This window comes from Mycobacterium sp. NGS24 (genome assembly GCF_059813065.1).
Window position 1 is genome coordinate 203,579 of sequence record NZ_JCALDW010000001.1, and the last position, 24,447, is coordinate 228,025.

General features: G+C 65.7%; 19 protein-coding genes. 12 read left to right on the forward strand and 7 right to left on the reverse strand.

The genetic code is table 11. The annotated features are described in order from the left end of the window. From AC5Y6Y_RS00965 to AC5Y6Y_RS00985, 5 genes are all read left to right on the forward strand, one after another. Positions 1–2,388 carry a SaeA-related protein gene (locus AC5Y6Y_RS00965; RefSeq protein WP_499928987.1) on the forward strand — a complete coding sequence of 796 codons (2,388 nt, stop codon included), beginning with the start codon at positions 1–3 and terminating at the stop codon, positions 2,386–2,388. Further along, complete coding sequence (locus AC5Y6Y_RS00970) at positions 2,385–5,069, forward strand: GAP1-N2 domain-containing protein (protein ID WP_499928989.1); 2,685 nt, start codon at positions 2,385–2,387, stop codon at positions 5,067–5,069. Before AC5Y6Y_RS00965 ends, AC5Y6Y_RS00970 begins: the two co-directional genes overlap by 4 nt. A 14-nt stretch (positions 5,070–5,083) precedes the next feature. Further along, on the forward strand, positions 5,084–6,076 hold the full coding sequence (locus AC5Y6Y_RS00975) for a hypothetical protein (protein ID WP_499928991.1): 993 nt from the start codon (positions 5,084–5,086) through the stop codon (positions 6,074–6,076). Between the two features lie 4 nt (positions 6,077–6,080). Beyond that, a complete protein-coding gene (locus tag AC5Y6Y_RS00980) occupies positions 6,081–7,232 on the forward strand; it encodes a TRAFAC clade GTPase domain-containing protein (RefSeq protein ID WP_499929324.1) in 1,152 nt (383 codons plus the stop codon). A 295-nt stretch (positions 7,233–7,527) separates the two neighbouring features. Next, positions 7,528–8,229 (forward strand): HNH endonuclease family protein, encoded by a 702-nt coding sequence (locus tag AC5Y6Y_RS00985; RefSeq protein WP_499928993.1) that lies wholly within the window; start codon positions 7,528–7,530, stop codon positions 8,227–8,229. Between the two features lie 88 nt (positions 8,230–8,317). Here the strand turns inward: AC5Y6Y_RS00985 and AC5Y6Y_RS00990 are convergent, their stop codons facing one another. Together AC5Y6Y_RS00990 and AC5Y6Y_RS00995 are read right to left on the reverse strand one after the other, a co-directional pair. Then, the gene (locus AC5Y6Y_RS00990) at positions 8,318–10,312 is read right to left on the reverse strand and encodes a serine/threonine-protein kinase PknD (protein ID WP_463824589.1); all 1,995 of its coding nucleotides are present in this window, start codon (positions 10,310–10,312) and stop codon (positions 8,318–8,320) included. A 396-nt stretch (positions 10,313–10,708) separates the two neighbouring features. Next, positions 10,709–11,131, reverse strand: coding sequence for a DUF6636 domain-containing protein (locus tag AC5Y6Y_RS00995; RefSeq protein ID WP_463824588.1), 423 nt, complete (start codon positions 11,129–11,131; stop codon positions 10,709–10,711). A gap of 85 nt (positions 11,132–11,216) precedes the next feature. On the opposite strand from AC5Y6Y_RS00995, the gene AC5Y6Y_RS01000 reads away from it, so the two are divergent. From AC5Y6Y_RS01000 to AC5Y6Y_RS01020, 5 genes are all read left to right on the forward strand, one after another. After that, a complete protein-coding gene (locus AC5Y6Y_RS01000) occupies positions 11,217–11,966 on the forward strand; it encodes an Rv3717 family N-acetylmuramoyl-L-alanine amidase (protein ID WP_499928995.1) in 750 nt (249 codons plus the stop codon). Positions 11,967–11,979: 13 nt separating this feature from the next. Further along, complete coding sequence (locus AC5Y6Y_RS01005) at positions 11,980–12,837, forward strand: hypothetical protein (RefSeq protein WP_499928997.1); 858 nt, start codon at positions 11,980–11,982, stop codon at positions 12,835–12,837. 55 nt (positions 12,838–12,892) lie between these two features. Then, positions 12,893–14,440 (forward strand): serine/threonine-protein kinase, encoded by a 1,548-nt coding sequence (locus tag AC5Y6Y_RS01010; protein WP_499922886.1) that lies wholly within the window; start codon positions 12,893–12,895, stop codon positions 14,438–14,440. A gap of 77 nt (positions 14,441–14,517) precedes the next feature. After that, entirely contained in the window at positions 14,518–15,246 is a 729-nt protein-coding gene (locus tag AC5Y6Y_RS01015) for a potassium channel family protein (RefSeq protein WP_499928999.1), read from the forward strand. Positions 15,247–15,310: 64 nt separating this feature from the next. Beyond that, positions 15,311–15,901 (forward strand): class I SAM-dependent methyltransferase, encoded by a 591-nt coding sequence (locus AC5Y6Y_RS01020; protein WP_499929001.1) that lies wholly within the window; start codon positions 15,311–15,313, stop codon positions 15,899–15,901. Between the two features lie 5 nt (positions 15,902–15,906). Here the strand turns inward: AC5Y6Y_RS01020 and AC5Y6Y_RS01025 are convergent, their stop codons facing one another. From AC5Y6Y_RS01025 to AC5Y6Y_RS01035, 3 genes are all read right to left on the reverse strand, one after another. Further along, on the reverse strand, positions 15,907–17,271 hold the full coding sequence (locus AC5Y6Y_RS01025; protein WP_499929003.1) for a flavin monoamine oxidase family protein: 1,365 nt from the start codon (positions 17,269–17,271) through the stop codon (positions 15,907–15,909). Between the two features lie 66 nt (positions 17,272–17,337). Beyond that, entirely contained in the window at positions 17,338–18,666 is a 1,329-nt protein-coding gene (locus AC5Y6Y_RS01030) for a cytochrome P450 (RefSeq protein WP_499929005.1), read from the reverse strand. Positions 18,667–18,759: 93 nt separating this feature from the next. Then, a complete protein-coding gene (locus tag AC5Y6Y_RS01035; RefSeq protein WP_499922894.1) occupies positions 18,760–19,110 on the reverse strand; it encodes an MmpS family transport accessory protein in 351 nt (116 codons plus the stop codon). A gap of 94 nt (positions 19,111–19,204) precedes the next feature. Between AC5Y6Y_RS01035 and AC5Y6Y_RS01040 the strand changes: the two genes are divergently transcribed. Beyond that, positions 19,205–20,302, forward strand: coding sequence for an NAD(P)H-dependent amine dehydrogenase family protein (locus AC5Y6Y_RS01040; protein WP_499922897.1), 1,098 nt, complete (start codon positions 19,205–19,207; stop codon positions 20,300–20,302). Between the two features lie 121 nt (positions 20,303–20,423). Continuing rightward, on the forward strand, positions 20,424–22,274 hold the full coding sequence (locus AC5Y6Y_RS01045; protein ID WP_499929007.1) for an Hsp70 family protein: 1,851 nt from the start codon (positions 20,424–20,426) through the stop codon (positions 22,272–22,274). Between the two features lie 6 nt (positions 22,275–22,280). On the opposite strand, the gene AC5Y6Y_RS01050 is transcribed toward AC5Y6Y_RS01045, so the two are convergent. Then, entirely contained in the window at positions 22,281–23,123 is an 843-nt protein-coding gene (locus AC5Y6Y_RS01050) for a hypothetical protein (protein ID WP_499929009.1), read from the reverse strand. 179 nt (positions 23,124–23,302) lie between these two features. After that, positions 23,303–24,250: an SDR family oxidoreductase gene (locus AC5Y6Y_RS01055; protein WP_499929011.1), complete on the reverse strand. Its 948-nt coding sequence runs from the start codon at positions 24,248–24,250 to the stop codon at positions 23,303–23,305. Between the last annotated feature and the right edge of the window lie 197 nt (positions 24,251–24,447).

Sequence of the window (24,447 nt, forward strand, 5' to 3'; positions counted from 1 at the left end):
ATGGCTGACGCAAAGGAAACCAGGCGCCTCGAGGTGCTGACCATTTTTGCCGAGCGGCTCACGGCCGCCGGCCTCGATCCACCGCGGCCCGACGAATTGGCCACCATCGCTGCCCATCCCGCCGACTGGTCCACGCGGGTGGCGTCGCCGCTGTGTGCCGCATGGTCACCCACGATCGAATTCCTCTTGCAGCAGGTGAAATTCGGGGTGAGCCCGACCATTGCCTTCGACCAGTTGCCGGACGAACTCATGAGTCCCAGCACGGAGCTGCCCACTTCGGAATCGACTCGCGGATCAGTCGAATCGCCATCGGCGGGCACTCAGGCCAAGCCGGAACCCGAAGTGACACCCGCCGACCCCAATGCCGCCGTCGTGGCGGCACTGATGCAGTGGCGTGCGCGCCGGATCGCGGAGGGCGCCGACGGTGCGGTCCTGATCAAGGACGTCACGCTCAGAAATCTGGTCAAGTTCGGACACACCGACGCTGAACAGATCGGTAAGAAGCTACCCGGTCCAGCGGCCTACCTCGGTCGTGAAATCGCCGCCTTGATAGCAGAATTCGCCGGCCCGGACGCGGCACCGACGCAACCCGCCAAAGCTGTACAGGACGCGCCGACGACACCCGCCCCACGGGCCGTTGTACCGCCCCAGCCCGCCCGGCAACCCCGGGCCGTGCCCCCGCGACACGACGAACGCGTCGAGGGCATTCTGCGCAACCTCACGCACCGGGACTTCTGTGACTACGAGTACGGCGAAACCGACGTCAAGGCCGGACCTCTGGCCCTCAAGAGCACACAGGAGGGGCTGCGGCTGAGCTATGAGCCGTACCTGCCCGAGGCCGGCAAGATGGTCATCTATCGCGTTGTCTCCGCCGACGACGCGGCTGCGCCGTTCAAACCGGAAGCCGGCGATCTGGTCGCAGTCACCACCTCACTGCACGTGCACGACAACCGCTACCTGACCTGTGCGGTGCGCCACTACCAGGTGTGGTGCCACGTCGGCGTCGACAACGAAGACGCCCGGCACAACCAGCCTTTCCTGCTCGCCGAAGGCCAAGAGGTCAGCCCGGTAGACGATTTCAACGTCACCGAAGACGAAGGCCGGGTGATCGGCCGATGGACGACCTACCCCGGCACCCGGTCGGTGCGGGTATACCGCATTCCGCTGGAAGGCAGCACATCAGTACGGGACGACCCGCGTAACCAGATCTGCGCCGACCAGACCAACCTGACCGGATTCGTCGACAACCAGGCGACGCGTGGCATGCGTTACCTGTACCGAGCACTGGCCGAGGTCACTGTCGGTGCATCGGTGCGGTTGTCGCGACCGCGCCAGCAGGAGATCTTGGTTTCGGTGGTGCTGGGCAGGGTTGACGACATGGAAGTTGTTATCAGCGAGGACAATTCACGATTCGACTTGACGTGGACGACCCCGTCGGCCGGACAGGTCCGGGTGTACCGGGTCAGCGCCCCGCCGCCGCCGGGATTAGCGGGCAGTGAGATGGCCGAGGCCGCGCTGCAGGTGCAGGGTTTCGACGACGAAGCCCTGATCAAAGATCCTGTCGTCGCGGCCGACAACAACCGTTCCCGCATTGCCGGGGTGCCGTGGCCCACGGCCTGGGATCGCGCGTACCTCACCCCTGTCACGCTGTTGGGTGGCAAAGCCCGCATCGGTACCACTAAGGTCAGGACCCGGCCGCTGCCGCCCGTCACCGACGCCGAGATCATCGAACGCTTCGACACCGAAATCATTACCTTCGGCTGGCCCGAGCACGCAGCAGCGGTGCTCATCTACGTGGGTAGCGCCACGCTCAGCCCCGAGGAGATCTGCGACCGCAACCAACCGCTGACCGACATTAGCAAAAGCCAGTACCGGCGTGACGGGGCGCTCATCCTGCCGCGACGGCTGGAGCCCAAGGGATGCACCGTTTGCCTTGTCCCGGTAGCGTTCTCACGCGGTGAACAGGTGCGGGGTCAAATCACGGTGTTGCGGTATCCGGGACTGCATCGCTTGCACTATGGTCTGATATCCCGCGAGGAGGCGCCGCCGCACGTCAGGGAACTCGTGCTGCGCAGCGATCACGCCGTCGACTCGCCGGTGGCTTTTGTGATGGTCAACAATCGCGAGCGTTTCCCACTCGGCCCCGCCGACGGTGAGCATGTGTACTTCAGGCCACCCCGCGGTGGCGAGCCCACGCCGCAGTGTTCGCTCGAGGCCATTCCGCGCGGCGATTACCGCACCGGGTGGCAGGTCGACTGGGCTTGGCACCGCGGGTTTTTCCGGCTCTTCATCGCGTCGGTCGCCGATCGCAGCAGACGCTACGCGCTGGCTGACCCATCGCTGCAACATCTGCAGTACTTCGATCCGCTGCCGGGATCGTCACAATGAGCGCGCCGTCGCCGCAGGATGTTTCGGAGTACTTCACCCTCGACAGGTGTGCACCGCGCTACGCCCAACTCATCTACACCTCGTTCGACGACGGCTCCGGGACCGGGGGAGGTTGGCAGGTCAAGGACGAAACAGGCGATCTGACGCGCGCGGAACGACAGGAGTTGACGGCGCGGATCGTCACCAGTTTCGACGTCGGCGAGCCATTGCCGACCTATCCCACCCCCGCTGAAATCAAGACTCGGCCAGCGCGTTTGGTGTATGCCCCGCTCAGTGCCCGTACCGCCGGGTACTGGCACACCGTCGATGCGGGCAAGGACGCAACAGGACGGCCTGGCAACGTCTTCGCCCACGTGCTGCTCGACCGCGAGACTTCCGCCCCGTCGGCCCTTCGACCCATCCAGCTCTGGGGCTCCACACAGTGGTTGAGGCCATACGGTGCCGCCGAAGTCGCGGCTGCCACCCTGGCCGGTGAAGCCGCTGTCGAACCCAACGAGGACATGAACGCCGCAGCGGTGGTCAGTTTCCTCACCGGCACGACCTTCGACCGGCAGAGTGTTTTCCGGGTATTGCTGGACGCCGTTCATGCCGCCCTAGAAGGCGGCCCGGGCGTCATGCTCATGACGGGCGAGCTCGACAGTGGCCCGCGTTGGATCGCCGCACTGAGCCACTTCATGTCACCGGGAACCGCCCGCAGATTCAGTTGGTCCACGCACGACGACTCTGCGCTGGCCAGAACCGATCTCGGACAGGGTATCCACCTGGTCGTCGTCGCGCGCAATGGCGCGGTCGGCGCACCTGCAGGCGGATGGATCGCCATCGACGAAGACGAGGAACCCAGTATCGGACAGCTGGGATCGTCCCACCGCACCCGGGCCGGAACGGTGACCGTCACCGGATGGTCGGTCCTGGCCGAAGGGGTGCTGGGAGACGAGTCATCGGCGACAAGGTTGATAGCGCAACAGGATTCGATCGCAGCTGAACTCGGCGATCACGACCTGGCGCCGGAGTGGCCGCTCGCGGTCGCGGTCCGTCACGATCAGGAATTGAGCGAGTTTCACACCGACGCTGACTGTGTGATCGCCGATAACGCACCCCGCCACGCCTACGACGTCGAGTGGATCGGGGCCGCGGTAGTCGCAGCCGTGGCGGTTACCGCCCCGACGACGGTCGCCGACGCCTACGACAGGTTCATTCGGGCGCGTCGGCGCGACAGTGGCGTGGGTGGGGCCGCGCAGCACCTGTTGCAGAACATCCTGAACGATCCCGACTGGGTTCTCGGCAGTCAACTCGCCGACCTGCCCGTCGAACCGGTCGTAGACATCGCGCCGTTGTGGCCGGAGATACTCGCTGCTCGGGACAGGTTAGTCGCAGCGCTCGATGAGGTGCATTCGCTGCGCGCGCAACTGCGGGTCATCGAATTGCTCAACCGGCTCGGTCGCACCGAGGCGGATCTGTCGCGTCAAGGTGCGGACGTCAGTGCCCTGATCAGTCCTGACGCGCTCAACGCGCTGACCGAAGCCGTGGTCCACCCGCTGGTCAATGATGCCGCGATCAGCCTTGCAACACGCGAGCTGATACTGCGGCCGCTCGTCGCCCGCCAACCCGCTCACGTGCTGGACACCCTCGACCCCGAGGTGTGGCGGTGGCTCTTCGACGACCCCTCTGGAGTGCCGGTCATCCCGCCCAACCCGCAGGCTTATGATCGAGTGCTGCTGCCGCGCTATGTCCTGTGCGCGGTCCAGAACCCCCACGGCTTGCCGCTCACCACGCAGGCTGTGTCGCAACTAGCCAGGGACGCGATCTACCTCGCCTTGGACGCTGACGAACTCGCAGACGGCGATTGCCGGGAGCTGGTGACCCAACTCAGTGTGCACACCCGACTGGCAGGCGAGCTCGCCGATATCTTCTACCGGTGGCCCCAACGTGTTCAACCGGGCACGGCGCTCACCGCACTTTATTACGACTCCCTCCCAACGGATTTGATCGAATCTATCGCCGGCACAACGCTGCCGTCCGACCCTGATCATTGGGATCGCTGTGCGGTGGCCTGCGCACAACTGCGCGCGCTGCACCGCGCACCGCGCCCCTGGCCTGCCGGACGCGTCGAGCAGGTTTTCCGGGACTGCACGTCGACTGTCCTCGACAATCTGCGGCTTGGACATGTCGGCGACCTCGCCGACGAGGTCGTGGTAACCGTGGCGGTTCTGTTCACGCTGGGGCAGTCACGCGGCGACGCCATATGCGATGTCGACAAACCTGTCGCCCAGGAACTTCGCCAGAGTCTTTCCGCCCGCGCCGACGAGGTCGTGGGTTTGCTCGCCGACCTGGTCGAGTCCCAGCTAATCGGTGTCGAATGGATCATCGCTCACGCCTTACTGCGCTGTGTCGGTAGGGATCTCGAACCGCCGACGCTGTTGACCGACTTCACCGACCATTCCGATGGTCGCGCGTCGTGGGCGGATGCCATCGTTAACGCTGTGGTTCGTCGCCGGGTTTACACCGGACCCGCCGACGTCGCGGCTCTTCGGGACGCAGCCTGGCCCACAGTCCGCGGACTGAGCGCCGATCAGGCCGAGAGATTCTTCTCCGGTTACCACCGGGTTGCACGAGAGTGGTTGCAGGACAGAAATATCGGTGACCAGAGCCAGCAGCGATCTGGACGTCGCTGGACGAGTTGAGAGGAGGCACGTCTATGGCAACCTACCTGCTCGACGGTGCCGCGTCCGCCCGGCTGCCGCGGCGGCCGTTATCGGTGACGCTGGCGGTCGTCGGCTCGCGCAATACCGGCGTACGTTTGGTGGCGCGATTGAACAACGGGGCCGAGGCGCCGGTACGGTCGTATTCCGCCGGGATGCTCATCGTGCCGCGCGTCGATGAAGAGATCATCATCGCCGCCGTCCCCGACTCCGGGCGGCCGCAGTTCGACGAAGACACCGTGCTGCACGTCACCATCGGCCCCGACAGCCCGCAGGATCTGGACGCCGACTACGCCGAACTCGCGCCGCGCGAAGTGTCCGGCCTGGCGTCCATCGAGTTGGCCACCATCGCCCCGGCCAGCCCGGATCAGGTGGCCGTCACTACGCGGCTCAAAGCGGCCGACGCCACGTTGCCGGCTTTGGCCAGTCGCGCTCGGGTGGCGTGCCGCGGTGCGCTCGGAATGGATTCGCTGCCGCCGGAGCGTCAGTTGACCGTCGGTTGCGTAATAGATGCCTCGGCGTCGGTCGCGCCCCTGGTAGCTGACGGAACCTTGGCTGCGGCAACCGATTTGGTAGCCGGCATCGCGGCGGTCGTCGGGGGAGCGCAACCGTTGCGCGCGTGTCTGGCCGATGGCAAGTTCACCGAGATACCCACCGGTTCGATCGGCGAGCTGGCAGCCCGGATGGGGGAGGCGCTCGGCCGGTCCGGTTACGGCATCGGCGCGAACCTCGACGCTGCCGTGGGACGCATCGCCGGTTCTGGGTTGACGGTGGTGATCACCGACGCGGCGATTCAGCCGGTGCGGCAGCCGTTTCCGGTGAGTCTGTTGGTGCTGTCGGAGTCGGCGCGACGGTATCCGGGCTTCTCGGGCGCCGTCCTGCCGCCACCACCGCCCGGTGTCCGCGCCGGCTCCTTCTACGACGCTCATCCGCACCTCATCGATCAGGCAGTGGCAGCGATCGTCGCGCCGTTACGAGGGCATGGATGACCCGATGACCAAATGTCCGCGATGCTTCAACGTGCTTCCAGATCATCTCTCGGTGTGGGCTGAAGCCCAACCCCGCGACCCCTCGAACGACGAGGTGGCAAGCGCCTTTCGTGGACGTCCGGTGTCGATGGGCAAGATCGTCGAGTATCAACTTCCGGTCGGTTCTCCGCCGGAAGGCCCGCGCCAGCAGGCAGAAAATGAGCTCGGTGGATCTGTGATCGAGATCTGCCCGGTGTGTCATTACCATTTGCCGCCGTACTGGCGTTTCGGTAACGCCACTTGCCTGGCCATGGCGGGTGCACGTTCGACAGGCAAGACAGTGTTCATCGCCGTGATGATCAAGCAGTTGCAGCGCCACCTCGAACGTGACCAACGTGAATTGGATTTCGCCAACGGCGATACCCGCGAACGATATCGGGAGAACTACGAGAAGCCGCTTTTCGAGGAGCGAGGCATCCTGCCGCCCACGCCGAAGGCTGAAACCGGCAGCAACCACCATGAGCCACTGATCTTCAGCCTCGGATTGTGGAACGGCATTCGTGAGTTCCTGGTCATTCGCGACGTGGCGGGCGAGGATCTGGAGAACCATAACGTCGGTGGACGTCCGTGGGAGTTCTTCGCCGCGGCCGACGCGGTGCTGTTCCTCTTCGACCCGATGCGGGTGGAAGAGGTCCGGGACCACCTGCGCGACCTGATCCCCACGGATGCTGCCACCGGCGGCGATCCGCGTGAAGTATTGCGTACGGTGATGCGACTGATCGGTGACGGCAACCCGCGCCTGGCCGTGATTCTTTCGAAATTCGATGCGCTACAGGAGCTTCGGAAGGTGAGCAAGAGCTACTTCGGACAGATCATGTCTAATGCCGGTGCCGCGTTTGCGCGCGATCCCGGTTTGGTCCCGGGTCGCTACAGCGACGACGACGGGTGGCTGTTGCACGCGGAGGTACACAGTCTGCTGCAACGTTTCGATGCCGGTCCGATGCTGCGCAATATGGTGAACCCCCATACCGGCCGACAATATGACCACCGTTTCTTCGCGGTGTCCGCGCTGGGTGGTGCTCCGCACGGGCAACAGGTGAGTGCCAGTGGCATCTGTCCGTTTCGCTGTATGGACCCGGTGCGGTGGGTTTTTGCCGAACGTCAGGTGCTGGCGTGAACGGCAGGTGCGGTGGCTGTGCAGCTCTTGCCTCGAAAAGACTTAGTCGGAGAGGATGACAAGGATGCTTCAGGACGGGTTGCGGTGGGTGCGACAACTGTTCCGGGAAATCTAGAAATCCCGCACAGGTCGTTGCGGAGCGGCGCACGCATGTGACGCCGGTGCGAGCGGCGCGCTGCCGTATGTTCACCGGATGACCCGGGCATTTAGTCGTAGTCGGTGGCCCGCGGTAGAACTGCGATATGTCACATTGTGCGGGGACCGGGTGAAGCGGCGGAGGGTCGCCGAGGCGTTGGTGATCATCGGGGTCTTGCTGGCCGTCGTGGTCGGCTGCGCGTCGCCGGTCACTCAACCCAGAGCGGTGCCGCAGAATCCCGTGGCGGCGCCTTCGCCCACCACATCCAGCGCTACCCTCGCCCCGGGCATTTCTCAACACATCGCTCAGTTGTTGAGCTCAGCCGTCGTCATCCCGCGGCTCGCGAACGTCCCGGGATATGAACGAAGTTGCAAGGCGGGCAAGGGTTGTGTGTTCGGGCCGGCGTGGGCCGATACCGAACACACCGGATGCGATACCCGTAATCGGGTGTTGGGGGCGCAGTTGACCGACGTTGTGTTCAAACCCGGGACCAGGAATTGCAAGGTAACCGCCGGAATCCTCCAGGACCCGTATTCCGGCGCGACCCTCGTGTTCGGCGGCCCCGCCCGCGACGCCATCGAGATTGACCATGTGTTCGCGTTGAAACGGGCGTGGGATGCCGGCGCGGCGCAGTGGTCCGCTGCGCGGCGCCTCGAATTTGCCAACGACACCGCAAACCTGCTCGCGGTGTCGGCGGCGGAAAACGGGCGCAAGTCCGACTCCGGCCCGGACGAGTGGCTGCCAACCAATCGCCAGTTCACGTGCCGGTTCATTGAGATCTACCTCGGCGTCGCGGTCAAGTATCAACTCGCCGTCACTGCAACGGATAAGTCTGTCGCTGAAAGTAATTGCCCGCCATGACTGTTCGGGTGCAGTGCGACTGCGCCCGCAGTCGCGTGGTAAAGATCGCCAAATAGCGACTGCTGCATGACCGCTGTCGTGAGTATTACTACTTCGGCTTCAGTGCCACGATCTGGCTGTTGTGTCCTCCGACATAAACGGTGCCGTTCCTGTCGACCGCCAAACCCCACGGATTGTCGAGTCCGGTAAAGCGCAGCTCGACTTGTTCTGAGGATCCTGGGGGCAATTTGAGGGTTCGATTGTGCCCGGCGTCGTTGACGTAGACCGCGCCCTGACCGTCCAGCGTTACGCCGCCGGGTTTCTTCAGGTTTTCGAAGCCCACCTCTTGCTGGTCCTTGCCGGGAGCCAACATCAGCACCCGATTGTTTCCCCCGTCAGCGACGTACACCGTTCCACCGCTGCTGACCACCAAACCGGTCGGACTGTTCAACCCGGAAAAAGGCACTTCTTCTTGCACGATCGACCCGTCGCGCAGCATCACCACCCGGTTGCGCGCGGTGTCGGTGACATAGACGGTGCGGCTGCCGTCCACCGAGAGGCCGGTCGGGTCTTGCAAGTCGGTGAAATGCAGCTCCTCTTGTTTCTGTGATCCCGCGCGGAGCACCAGCACGCGCCGGTTACGGGCGTCGTTGACGTAGACCGAGCCGCCGGGGTCGGCGGTCACCCCGGTCGGATAGTTGAGGCCCTCGAAGGGCAGCGGGTGCGGCGCGTCCGCGCCCGCGAACAGCGCCAGAATCCGGTTGTGCGGGCTATCGGCGACGTAGACCGTGCCGGCCGCGTCGACCGACAGCCCCTGCGGTTCGCTCAGCCCGCGAAACGGCAGCGTGATCTGGTGAAACTCTTCGGTGGCGGGACCCGAACTACCGAAGGCGACAACCCCGGTCAGGATCGCTGCCACCGTGACCAGGACCGCCGCTGCGACGGCCTTGCGCCGCCACCACGGCTTCGACGGTTGCGGCGGTGTGGTGGCCGGCCGTGCGGCAACCGGCGCAGGGGTGGGAGGTGGAGTTTGCGCCGGTCGCGCCATGGTGGGCGGGCCAGGGTCATGTTGGGGCAGCGGGGTCCGCGGGCCAGGATCCTGCTGTGGTGGCGGGGTTCGCGGAGGCGGCATCCGCGGGGGCGGCGGCGGCGGGGGCTGCGGTGGCGGGAATCGAGGCGGACGCGGGTCCGGGCGCGCGCCGAAATGGTCGTGGATCGGGACAGCCGGCCGCATCAGCGTGGGTTCCGCTTGTGGCGGTGCGACGAGCGCATCGTTGGCGGCTTTGGCCAACTCCACCGCGGTGTCGTACCGGTCGTCGGGGTGTTTGGCCATGCCTTTGGCGATGACGACGTCCAACGCCCCCGGCAACCCGGGATTGGTGCTGGTGGGCCGCGGCGGCGGCGCAGTGAGGTGACTGGTGACCTGTTGCTGCAGGGTGGTGCCCGGAAAAGGGTGTTGCGCCGTCAGGCATTCATAGAGCACACACGACAACGAGTAGACATCCGAACGGGCGTCGACGGTTGACGTGCTGAAGCGCTCCGGGGCCATGTAATGCCATGTTCCGACAAAGTCTCCCGCCTTGGTCAACGCCAGATCGCCTGCCGCGCGGGCGATTCCGAAGTCGATCAGATATGCGAAGTCGTCGGGGTCGAGCAGGATGTTGGACGGCTTGACATCGCGGTGCAGCAACCCGTCGCGGTGGGCGGCGTTGAGGGCTTTGGCGACCTGGTTGATGATGCCGACAGCGCGCGCGGGCGCCATGGGCCCGGTGTTGAGTTCGGCCTGCAGGTCGCGCCCCTCGATCAAACGCATGTCGACGAACAATCGACCGTTGATTTCCCCGTAGGTGTGAATGGGAATCAGATGGGGATTGTTCAGCCGTGCGGTCGAGTGCGCTTCGCGTCGAAAGCGTTGCTGGAAAATCGCGTCGTTGGAGATCTCGGCGGGCAGGATTTTAAGCGCGACGACTCGTTCGGTGGCGGAGTCGTACGCCCGCCACACCTCGCCCATGCCGCCACGGCCCAGCAACTCGATGAGCTGGTATTTCCCGAACGACGTGCCCTCCAACAAGCCCTCCATCAATTTTGCCAGCAACCCAGCCAAACCATAATGCTCCTTTTCCATGGTCGACCGCTAGGCTGCCCCTATTTAGCTGCATCAAGTCCGGGCCGGGTCGCGCGCGCTCATCACCCCTTGATCCTCCGGGTCCGCCAATAAGGTTGATTCACAACACAGCTCGTGAATCGGACCCGAAGATGATGCAAGGCAACGTCATCGCTCACCCGTGCGCTGAGCGCGCAACTGGGATCGGTAAGCGCACCGGTTCGGTCCCCGCAGACCGTGCACGGAGCTCATCGTGCCCATAGTGCTGGACGTCGCCGCTATCCTTTGGACGTCGAGAGCGACCTCGGCCGTTCCCGTGGTTCCCGGACCGACCCGGAGCAACACCTGCGCGAGGCGCTTGACAGCTGAAATTTGCTGAGCGCCAATGGGAATGGGCTACCCGAGTTCGAAGGAGTCCCGCGACACTCGGAAGAAGTGCTTGCTGGCGGTGTCGGTGCAGCGCACCCCCGACTGCTCGCTGAGGCACGTCAATGTCCCGGCGCTGATGGTTTTGCCGTAGTCGAGAGTCGGTTCACCCGGCACTTCTGTGGTGTCACCGTGACAGGTGACCGCTCCGGGTTTGCCCGGCGACAACGTGAATCGGTTGCCCCACTTGATGTGTTGGGCGCACTCGGGGGGTGGCGGCGGAGTGAATGTGTAGTCGCTGATGTCACACTGGACCAGCGTGCTGTCCAGAATGCAGGTGATGTTGCCGGACGGGGATTTGAAGTTCTTCGAGTCCGCGTGTGCAGTGGCCGGTAGGGCGAGCGCCGTCACCGCCGACACCGTTGCAATGGAACCGAGCATCACGATCCGCATTTTTCAGAGCTTAGCCCCCGCGGTTCACAGCTGCGACGGTTCAGGTGAGGGGCGTGAGCAGGCGCCCGGTTGTTACCATCGCGCGGTGAGCCGAGTATCCAGGCGCGACGTGCTGAAATGCGCCGCCGCAGCACCGCTTGTCCTCGCCGCCACGGTCACCGGTCCACGCGCCGCGGCCGCCGGGATCGCCGGCATGAGCGTGTTCCTCGACCCCGGTCACAACGGTGTCGCCGACGCGTCGATCAATCAGCAGGTGCCGAACGGCCGCGGCGGCACCAAACCGTGCAACACCTCGGGCACCGCGGCGGGCAACGGATATCCCGAACATGCGTTCACCTGGGATGTCACCAACATGGTGGCGGCGAATCTGAGCGGTTTGGGCGTCAACACCCAATTGTCCCGAAGTGACGACAACTCGGCCGGGCCCTGCATCGACGACCGCGCCGCGCGTGCCAACGCCGCGCACCCCGACGCGATCGTCAGCATCCACGCCGACGGCGGCCCCGCGTCCGGACACGGCTTCCACGTCAACTACTCCAGCCCGCCGCTGCGACCTTCTCAAGAGGGACCGTCGATGCAGCTTGCCAACGCGATGCGCAGCGCCCTGATCGCCGCCGGCTTCCGCCCGGCCAACTACATCGGCTCCGACGGTCTGTATGGCCGTGCGGACCTGGCCGGCTTGAACTTCGCGGAATACCCGGCCGTCCTCGTCGAACTCGGCAACATGAAGAACGCCGAGGACGCCGCCCAGATGGAAACCGCCGACGGTCGGGCCCGATACGCCACCGCGGTCACGCAAGGAATAGTTTCTTATCTCCAAGCCAAAGCGGGGTAGCGCCCGACGGGTGATGACGGTGGCCGCAACGCTGGTTGCGGCGGCCGCGATTGTCACGCTCACCGCCGTCTACACCTACCGGCACGGACCGTCGCCGCCACGCTCGGACCCTTCAGTGCCACCGGTGCCGCCCAGCGCACCCACCCCGCACGCGGCCGACCTGGCCGGCGATTTCACCCAGCTGACCCACCGGCTGAACGCCGCGATGGGCCTGGCGGTGGTCGCCGTCGGCAGTGCAGAACCGCCATTGACATACGGCGACTGGCAGCAGGGGCCGGCCTGGTCGACGATCAAAGTACCGCTGGTGATCGCTGCCTACCGCGCGCAGGGAAAAGTCACCGACCAGATGAAGGCCGCGATCATCGAATCCGACAACGCCGCAGCCGAAGCGCTTTGGCAGCAACTGGGCGATCCAGCCACCGCCGCCGCCGCAGTGCAGCAGGTCCTGCAGGAGACCGGTGACCCGACGACCGTCGAATCACGAAGGCTGCGAAGGGAATTCACCATATTTGGACAGACGAATTGGTCGCTGACCAATCAGGTGCGGTTCATCGGCCACGCATTCTGCAACAAGGCAAACGCGCCGATTTTCGCTCTGATGGGCGACATAAGCCCGCAGCAACGCTGGGGCATCGGCCAACTCCCCGGTGCTCAGTTCAAAGGCGGTTGGGGTCCGTCGCCAGCTGGCAAATACCTTGCGCGTCAACTGGGTGTCCTTGACACCCCGACCGGCAAGGTCGCCGTCGCGATCGCCGCGGAGCCCGAGTCCGGCCTGTTCGACGACGGCAAACGCGCACTCGACGCCGCCGCCAGCTGGCTGACCAGTCACCTAGCCCAGCTTCCCGCCGCCCAGTGCAAGGCCGACAGCTAGACATCCACGTGTTGTGCCGCATAATTCCTACGGGAGGGCGATGACGGTGTCAGCGGTGGATCAGCGTGTCGGGACTACCTTCGGCAAATACACGATCACCGGTGTCCTTGGCAAAGGCGGCATGGGGGAGGTCTACGAGGCCTACGACAACCAGATCGGCAGGACCGTCGCCCTCAAGATCATCAAGAGTCAGTACGCCAACGACCGCAAGTACCGCACCCGCTTCGAGCGGGAATCGCATGCCGCGGCGACATTGCAGGAACCGCATGTCATCCCGATACACGGATTCGGCGAGATCGACGGTTCGCTGTTCATCGACATGCGCCTGGTTCGCGGCAGAGACCTGGAGACCTTGCTGGCCAACGGCCCGCTGGATGCGAACCGGGCAGTGATGATCATCAACCAGATCGCCGCGGCCCTCGATGCCGCGCATGCCGACGGCCTCGTCCATCGTGACATCAAGCCGCAGAACATTCTTGTCACCCCAGCCGATTTCGCGTACCTGGTCGACTTCGGAATCGCCGAAGTGGTGGGCGAGCACACCCGGCTGACCGCCACCGATATGCGCGTCGGCTCGTGGGCCTATATGGCGCCCGAACGTTTCACCGGCACCGAGATCACGCCTGCCGCCGACATCTACTCGCTGGCCTGCGTGTTGTACGAGTCGCTGACCGGCCAGCTACCTTTTCCAGCGCAGACCCAGGGTGGCCTCGTCGCGGCCCACATGTCGTCGCCGCCGCCTCGACCCAGCCTGGCCAACCCGCGGGTCCCGCCGGCGCTGGACGAGGTCATCGCGCGCGGCATGGCCAAAGAACCTGACGATCGCTACGGCAGCGCCGGGGCATTCGGTCGCGCTGCCGAACGGGCGTTGCGCAGCGGCGCGCGCACCGCGGTCGACCCCGTCGATCGCACCGAAGAGATGCCGACCCGCGCTGCGGCATGGTCGCCCGTGCCTCCGCCGCCGCGTCAGTATGTCTATCCGCAAACTGTGCCGCCGTCGGGTCCGCAGCCGGTGTCGGTGCCGGAACCTCAGCAGCCGCCGCGGCGGCGCTGGGTCGTTCCCGCGGTGGTCGGCGCATCGGTGGTGCTGATTCTCGGCGCAGTCGGCATGGTTGTCGGCCTGCTGGCGCAACCGGACCCGCCGCACGCCCCGTCGTCAGCGACGGTGCCGCCGACCATTCCGCCCTACGCCGGCGAAAGCGCCCCAACGTCTATTCCGCAGGAATCGATCCCGCCGCGCCCGGCCGATGCCACACCTCCGCTGGTCACGGGACCGGACCAGAGCGCCAGTCGCCAGAGTTGCGACCAGGGCTTCCAGCTGAGCAACACCACCGGGTTCGGGTCACACGGGGGGCGTGGCTCACCCCAGACGTCGTGCTATTTCGCCAACACCGTCCTGCGCACGTACTGGAATACCTACGGCAACGCCACCAATGGGCAGCGAACGGTATCGGCGCCGGGAGCGGTCGACTGCTTCACCGTCCCGGGCGCGAACTGCGATCCGAAGAACGCCGCGAACTTCCTGATGCAGTGCGCCGGCGACGGCGCGAACCCGTGGATCAGGTGCACCGGGGGCAAGGACGCCGTGGTCTACCTCTGGTGAGGCTGTGACCCGGCGGCCTCGCCCGGACCATGATCTGGTCGAAAGTCTTTGATATTCGCCGGGATACGCTGTGCCGCATGACCGAGCCGAGCAAGGAAGAGCTGTGGGTGCGCCGCACCGAATGGCCCTTGGCACTGATCGCCCTGGCCTTTCTGGTCATGTACTCGGTGCAGGTCCTCACCCGGCCCGCTGGTGAGGAGGCCCGACTCCTCTGGCTGGCGACATGGCTGGCGTGGAGCCTGTTCGTCGTGGACTACATCGCGCGCCTGATCCTGGCCACCGACCGCCGCCGGTGGTTCTTCCAGCACCTGATCGACCTGCTGGTGGTTGCGCTACCGATACTGCGCCCGCTGCGCGTGCTGCGCCTGCTGGTGTTGGTCGGCGCTTTGCAGCGGGCGGTCGGCGACGTCATCCGCGGCCGCATCCTGCTCTATACGCTGTCCGGTGTCACGCTGCTGGTCTATGTGGCGTCGTTGGCCATGCTCGACGCCGAACGTGGTCAGCCGGGCGCCACCATCGCCTCATTCGGCGACGCGGTGTTCTGGTCGATCACCACGGTGACCACCGTCGGCTACGGCCACCTGTATCCGGTGACGGTCACCGGACGCGGCATCGCCGTCGTGCTGATGATGGGCGGCATCGGTCTGGTGGGGGTGGTGACGGCGTCGCTGGCCTCGTGGATCGTGCAGCGCGTCGAAGAAACCGACACCGCGAACCAGGTGGCAACGGCCGCCCAGATCGAGGAACTGCGCAGCGAGATCGACGCGCTGTCCCAGCAACTCCGACACCGGGACGCAACTCCCTAGTTCAGTCCGAGACGGTTCACCGACTGGGAGAACCACGAGTTGAGCGTGCTACGTTCTGGCCCAGATGTTTCGTCGCAAACTTTCTGAAGTCCAGCATGTCCTGCAACCCGCCGTGCGGCTGCGCGAGCAGGCGGAGGCGCTGGCTGAGTACGTTGGTCACGGGGACAGTGTGCTCGACGTCGGGTGCGGCAGCGGACACCTCTCGGTGTACCTGCGCGAGATGTATGGGGCGGTGCCCACCGGCATCGACGTCAAGGACTCCCGCTCCGTCGACATCCCGTTCGCCGAGTTCGATGGCACGTCAATTTCATTCCCGGACAAAGCATTTGACAACGTGATCCTCAGTGAGGTACTGCACCACAGCCACGACCCGGTCAGACTGATCACGCAATGCCGGCGAGTGGCGCGCCGGCGCATCATCGTATTCGAAGACATGCCCGACGGGCCCATCGGCAAGCTCGCCCTCTACGCACACGTGCACGCGTTCGCGCGCTACCACCGATATCCCTTCGCGCCAGCGGGTTTTGACGAGTACCGGGAGGCGCTGGCGTGGCTGGGGACGACCGCGACGAGCGTCACGCGCATTCCGCAGCCACCGGAATGGTTAACGGTGTACCCGCGGGTGTTGTTCGTCTACGAACTGGACTGCAACTGAGGCGATCAGGTGCCAGGCAGGGCGTGGTCGACCAGGACTTCGTTCGCGGCCCGTTCGCCGGAACGCACGGCGCCGTCGATCCAGCCGCACATCACCGCCGAACTCTCGGTGCCGGCCCAGTGGATGCGACCACACGGTCGGCGCAGCGCGTGACCGAATTCAGTCAGCACACCGGGCGGAGCGTGGCTGAGCATCCCACCGCCCGAATACCGTTCGCGACTCCAATTCTGCTCGACGTAGTCGACCGGCCTGGCCGCTTTCGGCCCGAACCGTTCCGCCAGTGCGTCGAGGACCGCCTGCCGGCGTTCGTCCTGGTCGAGGCGTTCGTATCGGCGTGCGATCGGCCCTTCGATGATCACGCACAGGATTCCAGGTGTAGCGGAGTCGGTACACGCATCGATGGTGATGGTCGCCACCGAGCCCGGCGCTGCGGACTGTCCGCACAGGCCGTCGGCCCGCCAGAACGGCTCGTCGTAGACGATGGAGACCTTGACGACGGCACCGCTCGGCATCCGTTGATGCAGAAACGAGCGGTCGGTGGGAAGCATTGGCTCGTAAGCGATTTGGCTGGCGATGGCGATCGGGACCGCAACGACTGCATGCCGGGCGCGGATACTGCCGTGGTCGGAGCGCACGGTGACGCCCTCGAGATCCTGGGTAATGGACCGCACTGGTTGAGACAGCGCGATCGCGTCACCCAGCTCGGCGGACATCGACCCATAGAGGGCGCCCATCCCGCCGACCACCCGGGAGTCCTGGGAGGCGCCGGGGCCGCCGAGCACGAAACCGGGGCCGCCGGCCGAGCCCATCTGGTACAGCATGAACAGCATCGACACCTCCGAGGCCGCCGAGGTGTAGCAGCCCGAGATCGCGGCGTCGAGCAGGTCGTGCGCAGCCTTGGACTTGACGTTGCGGTCCAACCACTGAGCGAGCGTCATGCGGTCCCACGTGGCGGCCTTCTTGGCCTCCCACGGCGCATCCAAGGGAATCGTCTTGCACATGTGGCCGAGTTCGAGGAAACTCGCCCCGAGATTCAGCGCGGCCCATGGGCTCATGCTCCACGGGATGGTGCCCTCGTAGCGGTACTGCTTGCCGTCGACGAACATCATCGCGGCCCCGTCGTGATACTGCTTGAAAGTCTTGACGCCGAACTCATCCAGCAGTGCGAGGATCCGGTCCTGGGTGGGGCCCACCCACGCCCCGCCCCTGTCGATCCAGGATCCGTCGTCGCGCGAGACGGTGAAGGTGCGGCCCCCGACCCGATCGCGTGCCTCGAGCAATCTCACCGAACAGCCCGCCTGCTTGAGTCGCAACGCAGCGGTCAAGCCCGCGAAACCCGCACCTACAACGCAGACGTCGACGTCGGTCATCCTCACAGCCCTACCGGCAAATGGGTTGACAGTCAACGGCGAACAGGTGCAACCGCGCTCGGCGGGCTAAGTCCAGGCGACTGGCAGCGATTTGATGCCGTGAATGAACTGGGACAGCAGTCGCGCCGGTTCTTCGACTGCGACGATGTCCGGTATCTCGCGGCGCAATTCGTCGAACACCACCCGGATTTCGCGACGCGCCAGATTGGCTCCCAGACAGAAGTGAGCGCCGCCGCCGCCGAAGCCGACGTGCGGATTGGGGTTGCGTGCGACGTCGAACGCCCACGGGTCGGCGAATTTCGACTCGTCCCGGTTCGCCGAGCAGTACCACAACGAAACCTTGTCGCCCGCAGCCATTTTGGTACCGCTGAGCTCGAAATCCTGGGTCAGGGTGCGGCGCATGTAGACCACTGGCGAGGCCCAGCGCACAATTTCCTCGACCGCGGTGTGCTCCAACGCCGCATAATTCGCCCACCACTTCTCCCGCTGGTCGGGGTAGCGGGACAACGCCAGCACGCCGTGGCTGATCGCGTTACGGGTCGTCTCATTACCGGCGACCACCAACAGGATGAAAAACATGGCGATCTCCGACGACGACAATCGCTCGCCGCCCACCTCGGCTTCGACCAGCGCGGTGGTCAGATCGTCGTGGTGATCGGCGCTGGCACGGCGGTGATCGTCGGCCAGCTGGGTCGCGTAGTTGCCGATTTCCATTGACACCCGGATGAACTCGTCGTAGTCCGTGGTGAGGTCCGGGTCGCCGAAGCCCAGAATGACGTTGGTCCAGTGGAATACGCGTTGATGGTCTTCTTCGGGAATGCCCATCATGTCGCAGATGATCTGCAGGGGCAGCGGCCCGGCGAGTTCGCTGACCAAGTCGGCCCGCCCGTCGGGATGGGCGGTGATCATGGAGGTCACCAGCCGGTGCGCGCGGTCGCGCACCGACGCCTCGATGCGGGCCACCACCTTCGGCGTGAACGCCCGGCTCACGATTGAACGCAGCCGCTGATGGCGGGGGTCGTCCAGCACGATCATCGAACCGAAGTACTCCGCCAACTCCGGGGTCTGATCGTTGATGGTGATACTCGGACTCGAGCTGAACACCTCCGGGTGGCGGCTGGCGAAGAAGACATCGTCCAGCCTGGTCAGCGCCCAGTGCCCCGCACCGGCATCGAATCCTTCCATCTCGACCGCGGGCCAGAACGAGATCGGTGCCTCGCGGCGCAGCGTGGCGAAGGCGCCGTCGCGATAGTCGTCATTGCGCGCCCAGAAATCCAGTGACCCCAACTCGATATCGCAGAGGGGAATCTCCGGTGGCCGCGCCCCGTTGACCCGGGGCGCCAAACTCCTGGAAGCCGGCTTCGCCGCCGCTGCCGGCCTGGTCTTGAGGTCCATTCGATCCTCCTCTGTCCCGCTTCGCCGTTGAAGGGGCCACTCCCGCGAGCCTAGACCTCCGGACTGATCCAGCGTCTGTTTCAAGCCGCGGTGTCAGTGCGAGCAGATGGCCCGACCGGGCGTGCCGGTCGAATGCGCGTCGTTGACCACGTTGCCCGCGACCACGATCTTGCAGGCGATGGTGCCCTGGCCCTGCGCGCTGAGCACGAAGACCTGGCCGCCGAACGCCTGGAACTGGGTCGACCACGGCAACGGCACATTCGTCGCGCGCTGCTGGCCCGCCTCGGATTGCCACGAAATGTATTCGGCGACACCGGGGCCGCTCACCTCGTAGCGGACTTGGGGGAACTCGCCGGGTTTGGGGGTGGCGCTGGCTACGCCACAGGAGACCGCGAAGGCGGTCCCGACGGCGAAGACGATCGAAGCTGCACGACGACTGCTCATGGTTGTTCATGTTGTCATCACCGAGGGGTGATTACGAGACCCTTTTGACTCAGAAATTATGGTGAACCCGGGGCTGGCTGACTTGGAGGTGCTGATGTCGGAAGTGGGCGCGTTACGCGTTCCTAAGCGGGTCGTGGTGTGGGGCACCGGGTTCGTCGGTCGAATGGTGATCCCCGAGATCGTCAAGCACCCGCTGTTCGAATTGGTGGGTGTCGGAGTGAGCAGCCCGGACAAGGTCGGCCGCGACGTCGGCGACATCTGCGGATCGGCCGAACCGGTCGGCGTCATCGCCACCGACGACGTCGAGGCGTTGATCGCGCTCCAGCCCGACGCGCTGGTGCACTACGGACCCACCGCGATGCACGCCAAGGACAACATCTCGTTGATCACCCGCTTCTTGCGGGCGGGCATCGACGTGTGCTCGACGGCGATGACGCCGTGGATCTGGCCGACGATGCCGCAGAACCCGCCGAACTGGATCACGCCCATCACCGAGGCGTGCGAGTTGGGGGAGTCGTCCTGCTTCACCACCGGTATCGACCCCGGGTTCGCCAACGACCTGTTCCCGATGACGCTGATGGGTCTGTGTTCTGAGGTACGCAAGGTCCGCGCGTCCGAGTTGCTGGACTACACCAACTACGAGGGCGACTACGAACGCGAGATGGGCATCGGGCGCGAGCCCGAATACAGCCCCATGCTGGAGAACAGCGACGTGCTGATCTTCGCGTGGGGAGCGACCGTGCCGATGATCGCCCACGCCGCCGGAATCATGCTCGACGAGATGACCACCACCTGGGACAAGTGGGTGACGCCCACCGACCGCAAGTCCGCCAAGGGCGTCATCAAGGCAGGACACGTCGCGGCCGTCCGGTTCACCATCAACGGGCTGTACCAGGGCGAGACGCGCATCCAGCTCGAGCACGTCAACCGCATCGGTCTCGACGCGGCCCCGGACTGGCCGACGGGCCACGACAACGACGTCTATCGGGTGGACATCGAAGGCACCCCGAGCATCTTCCAGGAGACGGCCTTCCGGTTCACCGACGGCTCCGGCCGCGACGCCGCCGCAGCCGGCTGCCTGGCCACCGGCCTGCGGGCGCTGAACGCGGTGCCCGCGGTCAACACTCTGTCTCCGGGCTGGGTGACCGCGCTCGATCTGCCGCTGATCCCCGGGGCCGGCACCATCCGCTGACCGGTGCGGTGGTCGTACAGCCTGCGCATAGCCGACACACAGATTGGCTATAAGTCTTAGCGCAAAGGTTGCGGTTAGGTGAGAATGCAAAGCGTTCCACCGGACACGGGGATTGGACTAGATGGCAGACGGAGTTAGGCCTGCGTTGGGCCTGTCGATCGGTGCCACGAACTTTGCCGCCGTGACACCGGACCACGCCATCACCCGGAAACCCGTGCTGACCCTGTTTCGGCAGCGTGCACCCGAAGTCGGGGTGCCGTCAGAGAATCCCAGACTGGACCAGCCGGGGCTGGTCATCACCGACTTCGTGGACCGGGTCGGCGACCGGGTCGGGATCGTGGCGGCCGACGGTTCGATACACCGCAGCGAAGCGCTGGTGGCCGACGGGCTGCGTGCGCTGGCCTACTCGGTCACCGGCGGACGGCCGTTGCCCGACAATGTGGCGGTCACCTACCCGGCGCACTGGGGCGCGCCCGCGGTGGACGCGCTGGGAGCCGCGTTGAGCCGGGTCTCGGAATGGTCGCACTCCGGCAAGCCGCTGACGTTGATCCCCGACGCCGCCGCAGCCTTATTCGCCGTGCGCGCAAATCCCGGCATCCCGGCGCGTGGCATCGTCGCAATCTGCGACCTCGGCGGCAGCGGTACCAGCATCACGCTGGTCGACGCCGCCGGCGACTACCAGCCCGTTGCCCCGACGGTGCGCCACGACGATTTCTCCGGTGATCTGATCGACCAGTCGCTGCTGACCTACGTGATGTCTGAACTGCCTGCCACCGGTTCGTTCGATCCGACCGCCACCGCGGCGATCGGCTCGCTGAGCCGGTTGCGCGGCGAGTGCCGCAACGCCAAGGAGCGCCTGTCGGCCACTACAGTGACCACCCTTGCCCAGGACGCGCCGGGGATGCGCGGTGAGGTCCGGCTGACCCGCAACGAACTGGAGGAGACCATCCGCGGGCCGCTCGACGGATTCGTCCGTGCGGTCGAACAAACGTTGAGCCGCAACGCTATTCACGAGTCGAGTGTGGTCGCGATCGCGACGGTCGGCGGTGGCGCCAACATCCCGGCAGTGACCACGACGCTGTCCGGGCGGTTCGGCGTCCCGGTGGTCACCACACCGCGCCCGCAACTGACCGCCGCGATCGGTGGCGCGCTGCGCGCCGCGCGTGGTCCTGCAGACACCAGCGCGACGGTGCTGACTCCGGCTGCGGCTGTTGCCGCGGCCCCGGCAGCGGCACCGGCCATACGACCGTTGACGCAGCAGGAGGCTCTCGACGGCGGCGCGGAGCTCAACTCCGACGCGCCGGTCTCGCTGATGCAACCGGCGCTGGCCTGGTCGGAGGCGGCCGACGACGCGTCGAGCGTGATGCCGGCCGCCGGCGATCGGCAGGGCTCGGGGCTGACGTCGGCTCGCCCGCAGTTGGCATTCGAGCAGGAAAGTCGACCGGCCGCCGAGCCCAAGAAACCACCGATCCCGTGGTACCGGCTGCCGGCGGTGATCATCGTCAGCACCACGGTGGCGCTGCTGCTGGTGGGTACCGCCGTGGCGATCGGGCTGAGTTCACACAAGCAGGGCGGTACGCAGCCGTCGGTCAGCACGGCTCCCGTCACCTCCGCACCGTCGTCAGCACCGCCCCCATCCAGCACTGAAAGCCCCCCGCCGGAGACAACGCCGCCGCCGTCGCCGACAGCCGAGCCACCTCCGCAGACGCGCCAGGCCCCACCGCCGTCGACTCGGCCGCCGGCCCCCACCACCGAAGCGCCGCCCCCACCACCGCCGACCACGCAACCGCCGGCACCCACACAGCCGCCGCAAACCACCCAGCCCCCGGCCACCCAGCCGCCTGCGCCCCAGCAGCCTACGGTCACCCCGCCCAGCCCGCCGCCGCTGCCGCAGCTGCCGCAGATTCCCGGCCTTCCGCAGATACCAGGAATCCCCGGCGCTTTGCCCGCGCCGGGGATCCGAATCGGCTGAACCGGGTCAGGTCTTCGCCGGTTCCTTTTCGCCTTTGTCCTGCTTGTCGTCCTGCTCCTGCTTGTCTTTCGCGTCTTGGTCAGCCTGGGAATCCTCATCGGAGGCCCGCTCGTCCTTGGCTTCCGCCGACGAGTCGTCGTCGTCATTCTGATTGTCGAACTGGCCTTCTTCCTTGGCCGTCTTGATGATCTCTTCGTTGAATTTCTTGTCCCGCTCGATATTTTCTTCGGCGGTCTTCTTGGCGTCCTCGTACAGCTCGTCGTCGGACTTGTCCGCCAGCTCGGCCGTTTGATCGGCGTTGGCACCCCGGTCGCTGGTGGCGTTCAGGTCCTTCTCTTTGGAACCGTCGTCGCCACCGGAATCCTTTGAGTCGCCGCTGTCGGACTTTGTGGCTTTGTCGCTCTCGGATTTCGCGGAGTCGTCTTGGCGCTGTCCTTCGTCGGAATCTGAATCTGAGTCGGAGTCCGACTTCGATTTGTCCCGCTCGGCCTCAGCCTTGGCGGCCGGCGAATCGTCGTCGTCGGCATACTTGGCGTTACCGTCGTCGTCCAGCCACTCGTTGACGGCGGTGCCGGTGATGGTCCCGCCGGAGCCTGGCAGTACGAGGGTGGGCTGGTATTTGTAGGCCGACCGCATCTCCGCGGCCTTCTCTTTTGCCTCGTCGTCGGGCTTGGGCTTCCCGTCTTCGTCGGTCTCGACTTCGTCGCCGTCGCTGTCCTTGTCGGTCTCGCCCTTGGCCTCGCTGTCCTGGTCTCTTTCCTCGTTGGAGGCCTCGGCAGTGTCCACGCCGCCCCTATCGGTGGTGTCCTTGGTGGCCTTGTCCGCCGATTCGTCGTCGTGTTCGCTCATGCTGATACCCCTTAGAAGTTGCTGATGCGACCCATGCTGTGGGGGAGGTTACCCACTTGGGCATCGCGACGAAACGCGCGCTTCCGGCGCGCGCCTCTGACCAGCACGATCGTGACGATCGGCTGCTCCCGCAAAAACGCCGTGCCTAGATCAGCTAATAGCAACAGCGTGCATCGCTGCTACGCGGGATAGCTGACACCCGTGAGACGCTCGGAGGTCTCCCAAAGGCGTTGGCAATCATCGTCATTGGCTGCGCGGCTGGGGATCTTCGCCTCGGCGACACCGCCGCCGGCGGCCTCGTAAAGGCCGCGCGGCCCGTAGAACGCGCCACCTTCGGCCGCCGGATTGGCGGCCGCGTACAACGCCGGCAGTATCCCTTCGTCGATCTCCTGCCACAAGAACGGCGCAAAGCGCCATGACGTCGTATACAGACGTCCCATCAACGTCGGCTTGTCGCGGCCATGGGAGGGGCCGCTGATCTGCAAATTGGTTTTGGTCAAACCCGGGTGTGCCGCGTTGGAGACGATGCCCCAGCCGGCTGCGCGACTGCGCTTGTCCAACTCGCGGGCGAACATCAGAACCGCCAGCTTCGACTGGCTGTATGCGGCCATCGAGGCGTAGGACTTCTCGAACTGCAGGTCGTCGAAGTGGATGCGACCGCGGCGAGCGGCGATGCTGCTCAACGAGACCACCCGCGCGCCCGACGCTGCGCGCAGCAGCGGCAGAAGATGTCCGGTCAGCGCGAAGTGCCCCAGATGATTACTGCCGAACTGTAATTCGAACCCGTCCGAGGTGGTGTCGCGGTCCGGCGGCGTCATCACCCCGGCGTTGTTGATCAGGATGTCGATGGGCCGGCCCAGTGCGTTGAGGTGCTCACCTAACGCCGCGACCGACCCGAGCGACGACAGGTCCAGCGACTTGATGGTCAGCTTGGCATCGGGCACGACTGCGCGGATCTCCTTGATTGCCGCCTCGCCCTTGGCCTGGTTGCGGATGGCCATCAGCACCTCGGCGCCGGCCGCCGACAGGCGCTTGGTGAGGCCGAACCCCAGGCCGCTGTTGGCGCCGGTGACGACCGCTAACTTGCCGGACAGATCGGGCACGGTGGCTATCAGCTCATGAACCATGGGCGCGGCTCCTTCCCGCTGGTGGGTTTCGCGTGCCACCAGTGTCCCCTTCGTGGTGCCGATCCCGCGCGGGGACCCTGGCTCTGCTGGCCTCGCGGTGTCGATCGGGTGGCTGGCGCGCTGCCGACGGCTGTCGCCCCGAGTCGCCGCTATTCGGTCCCGCCCCCGCCAATTTCCTCCCGCCGGCGCCTTCGCGG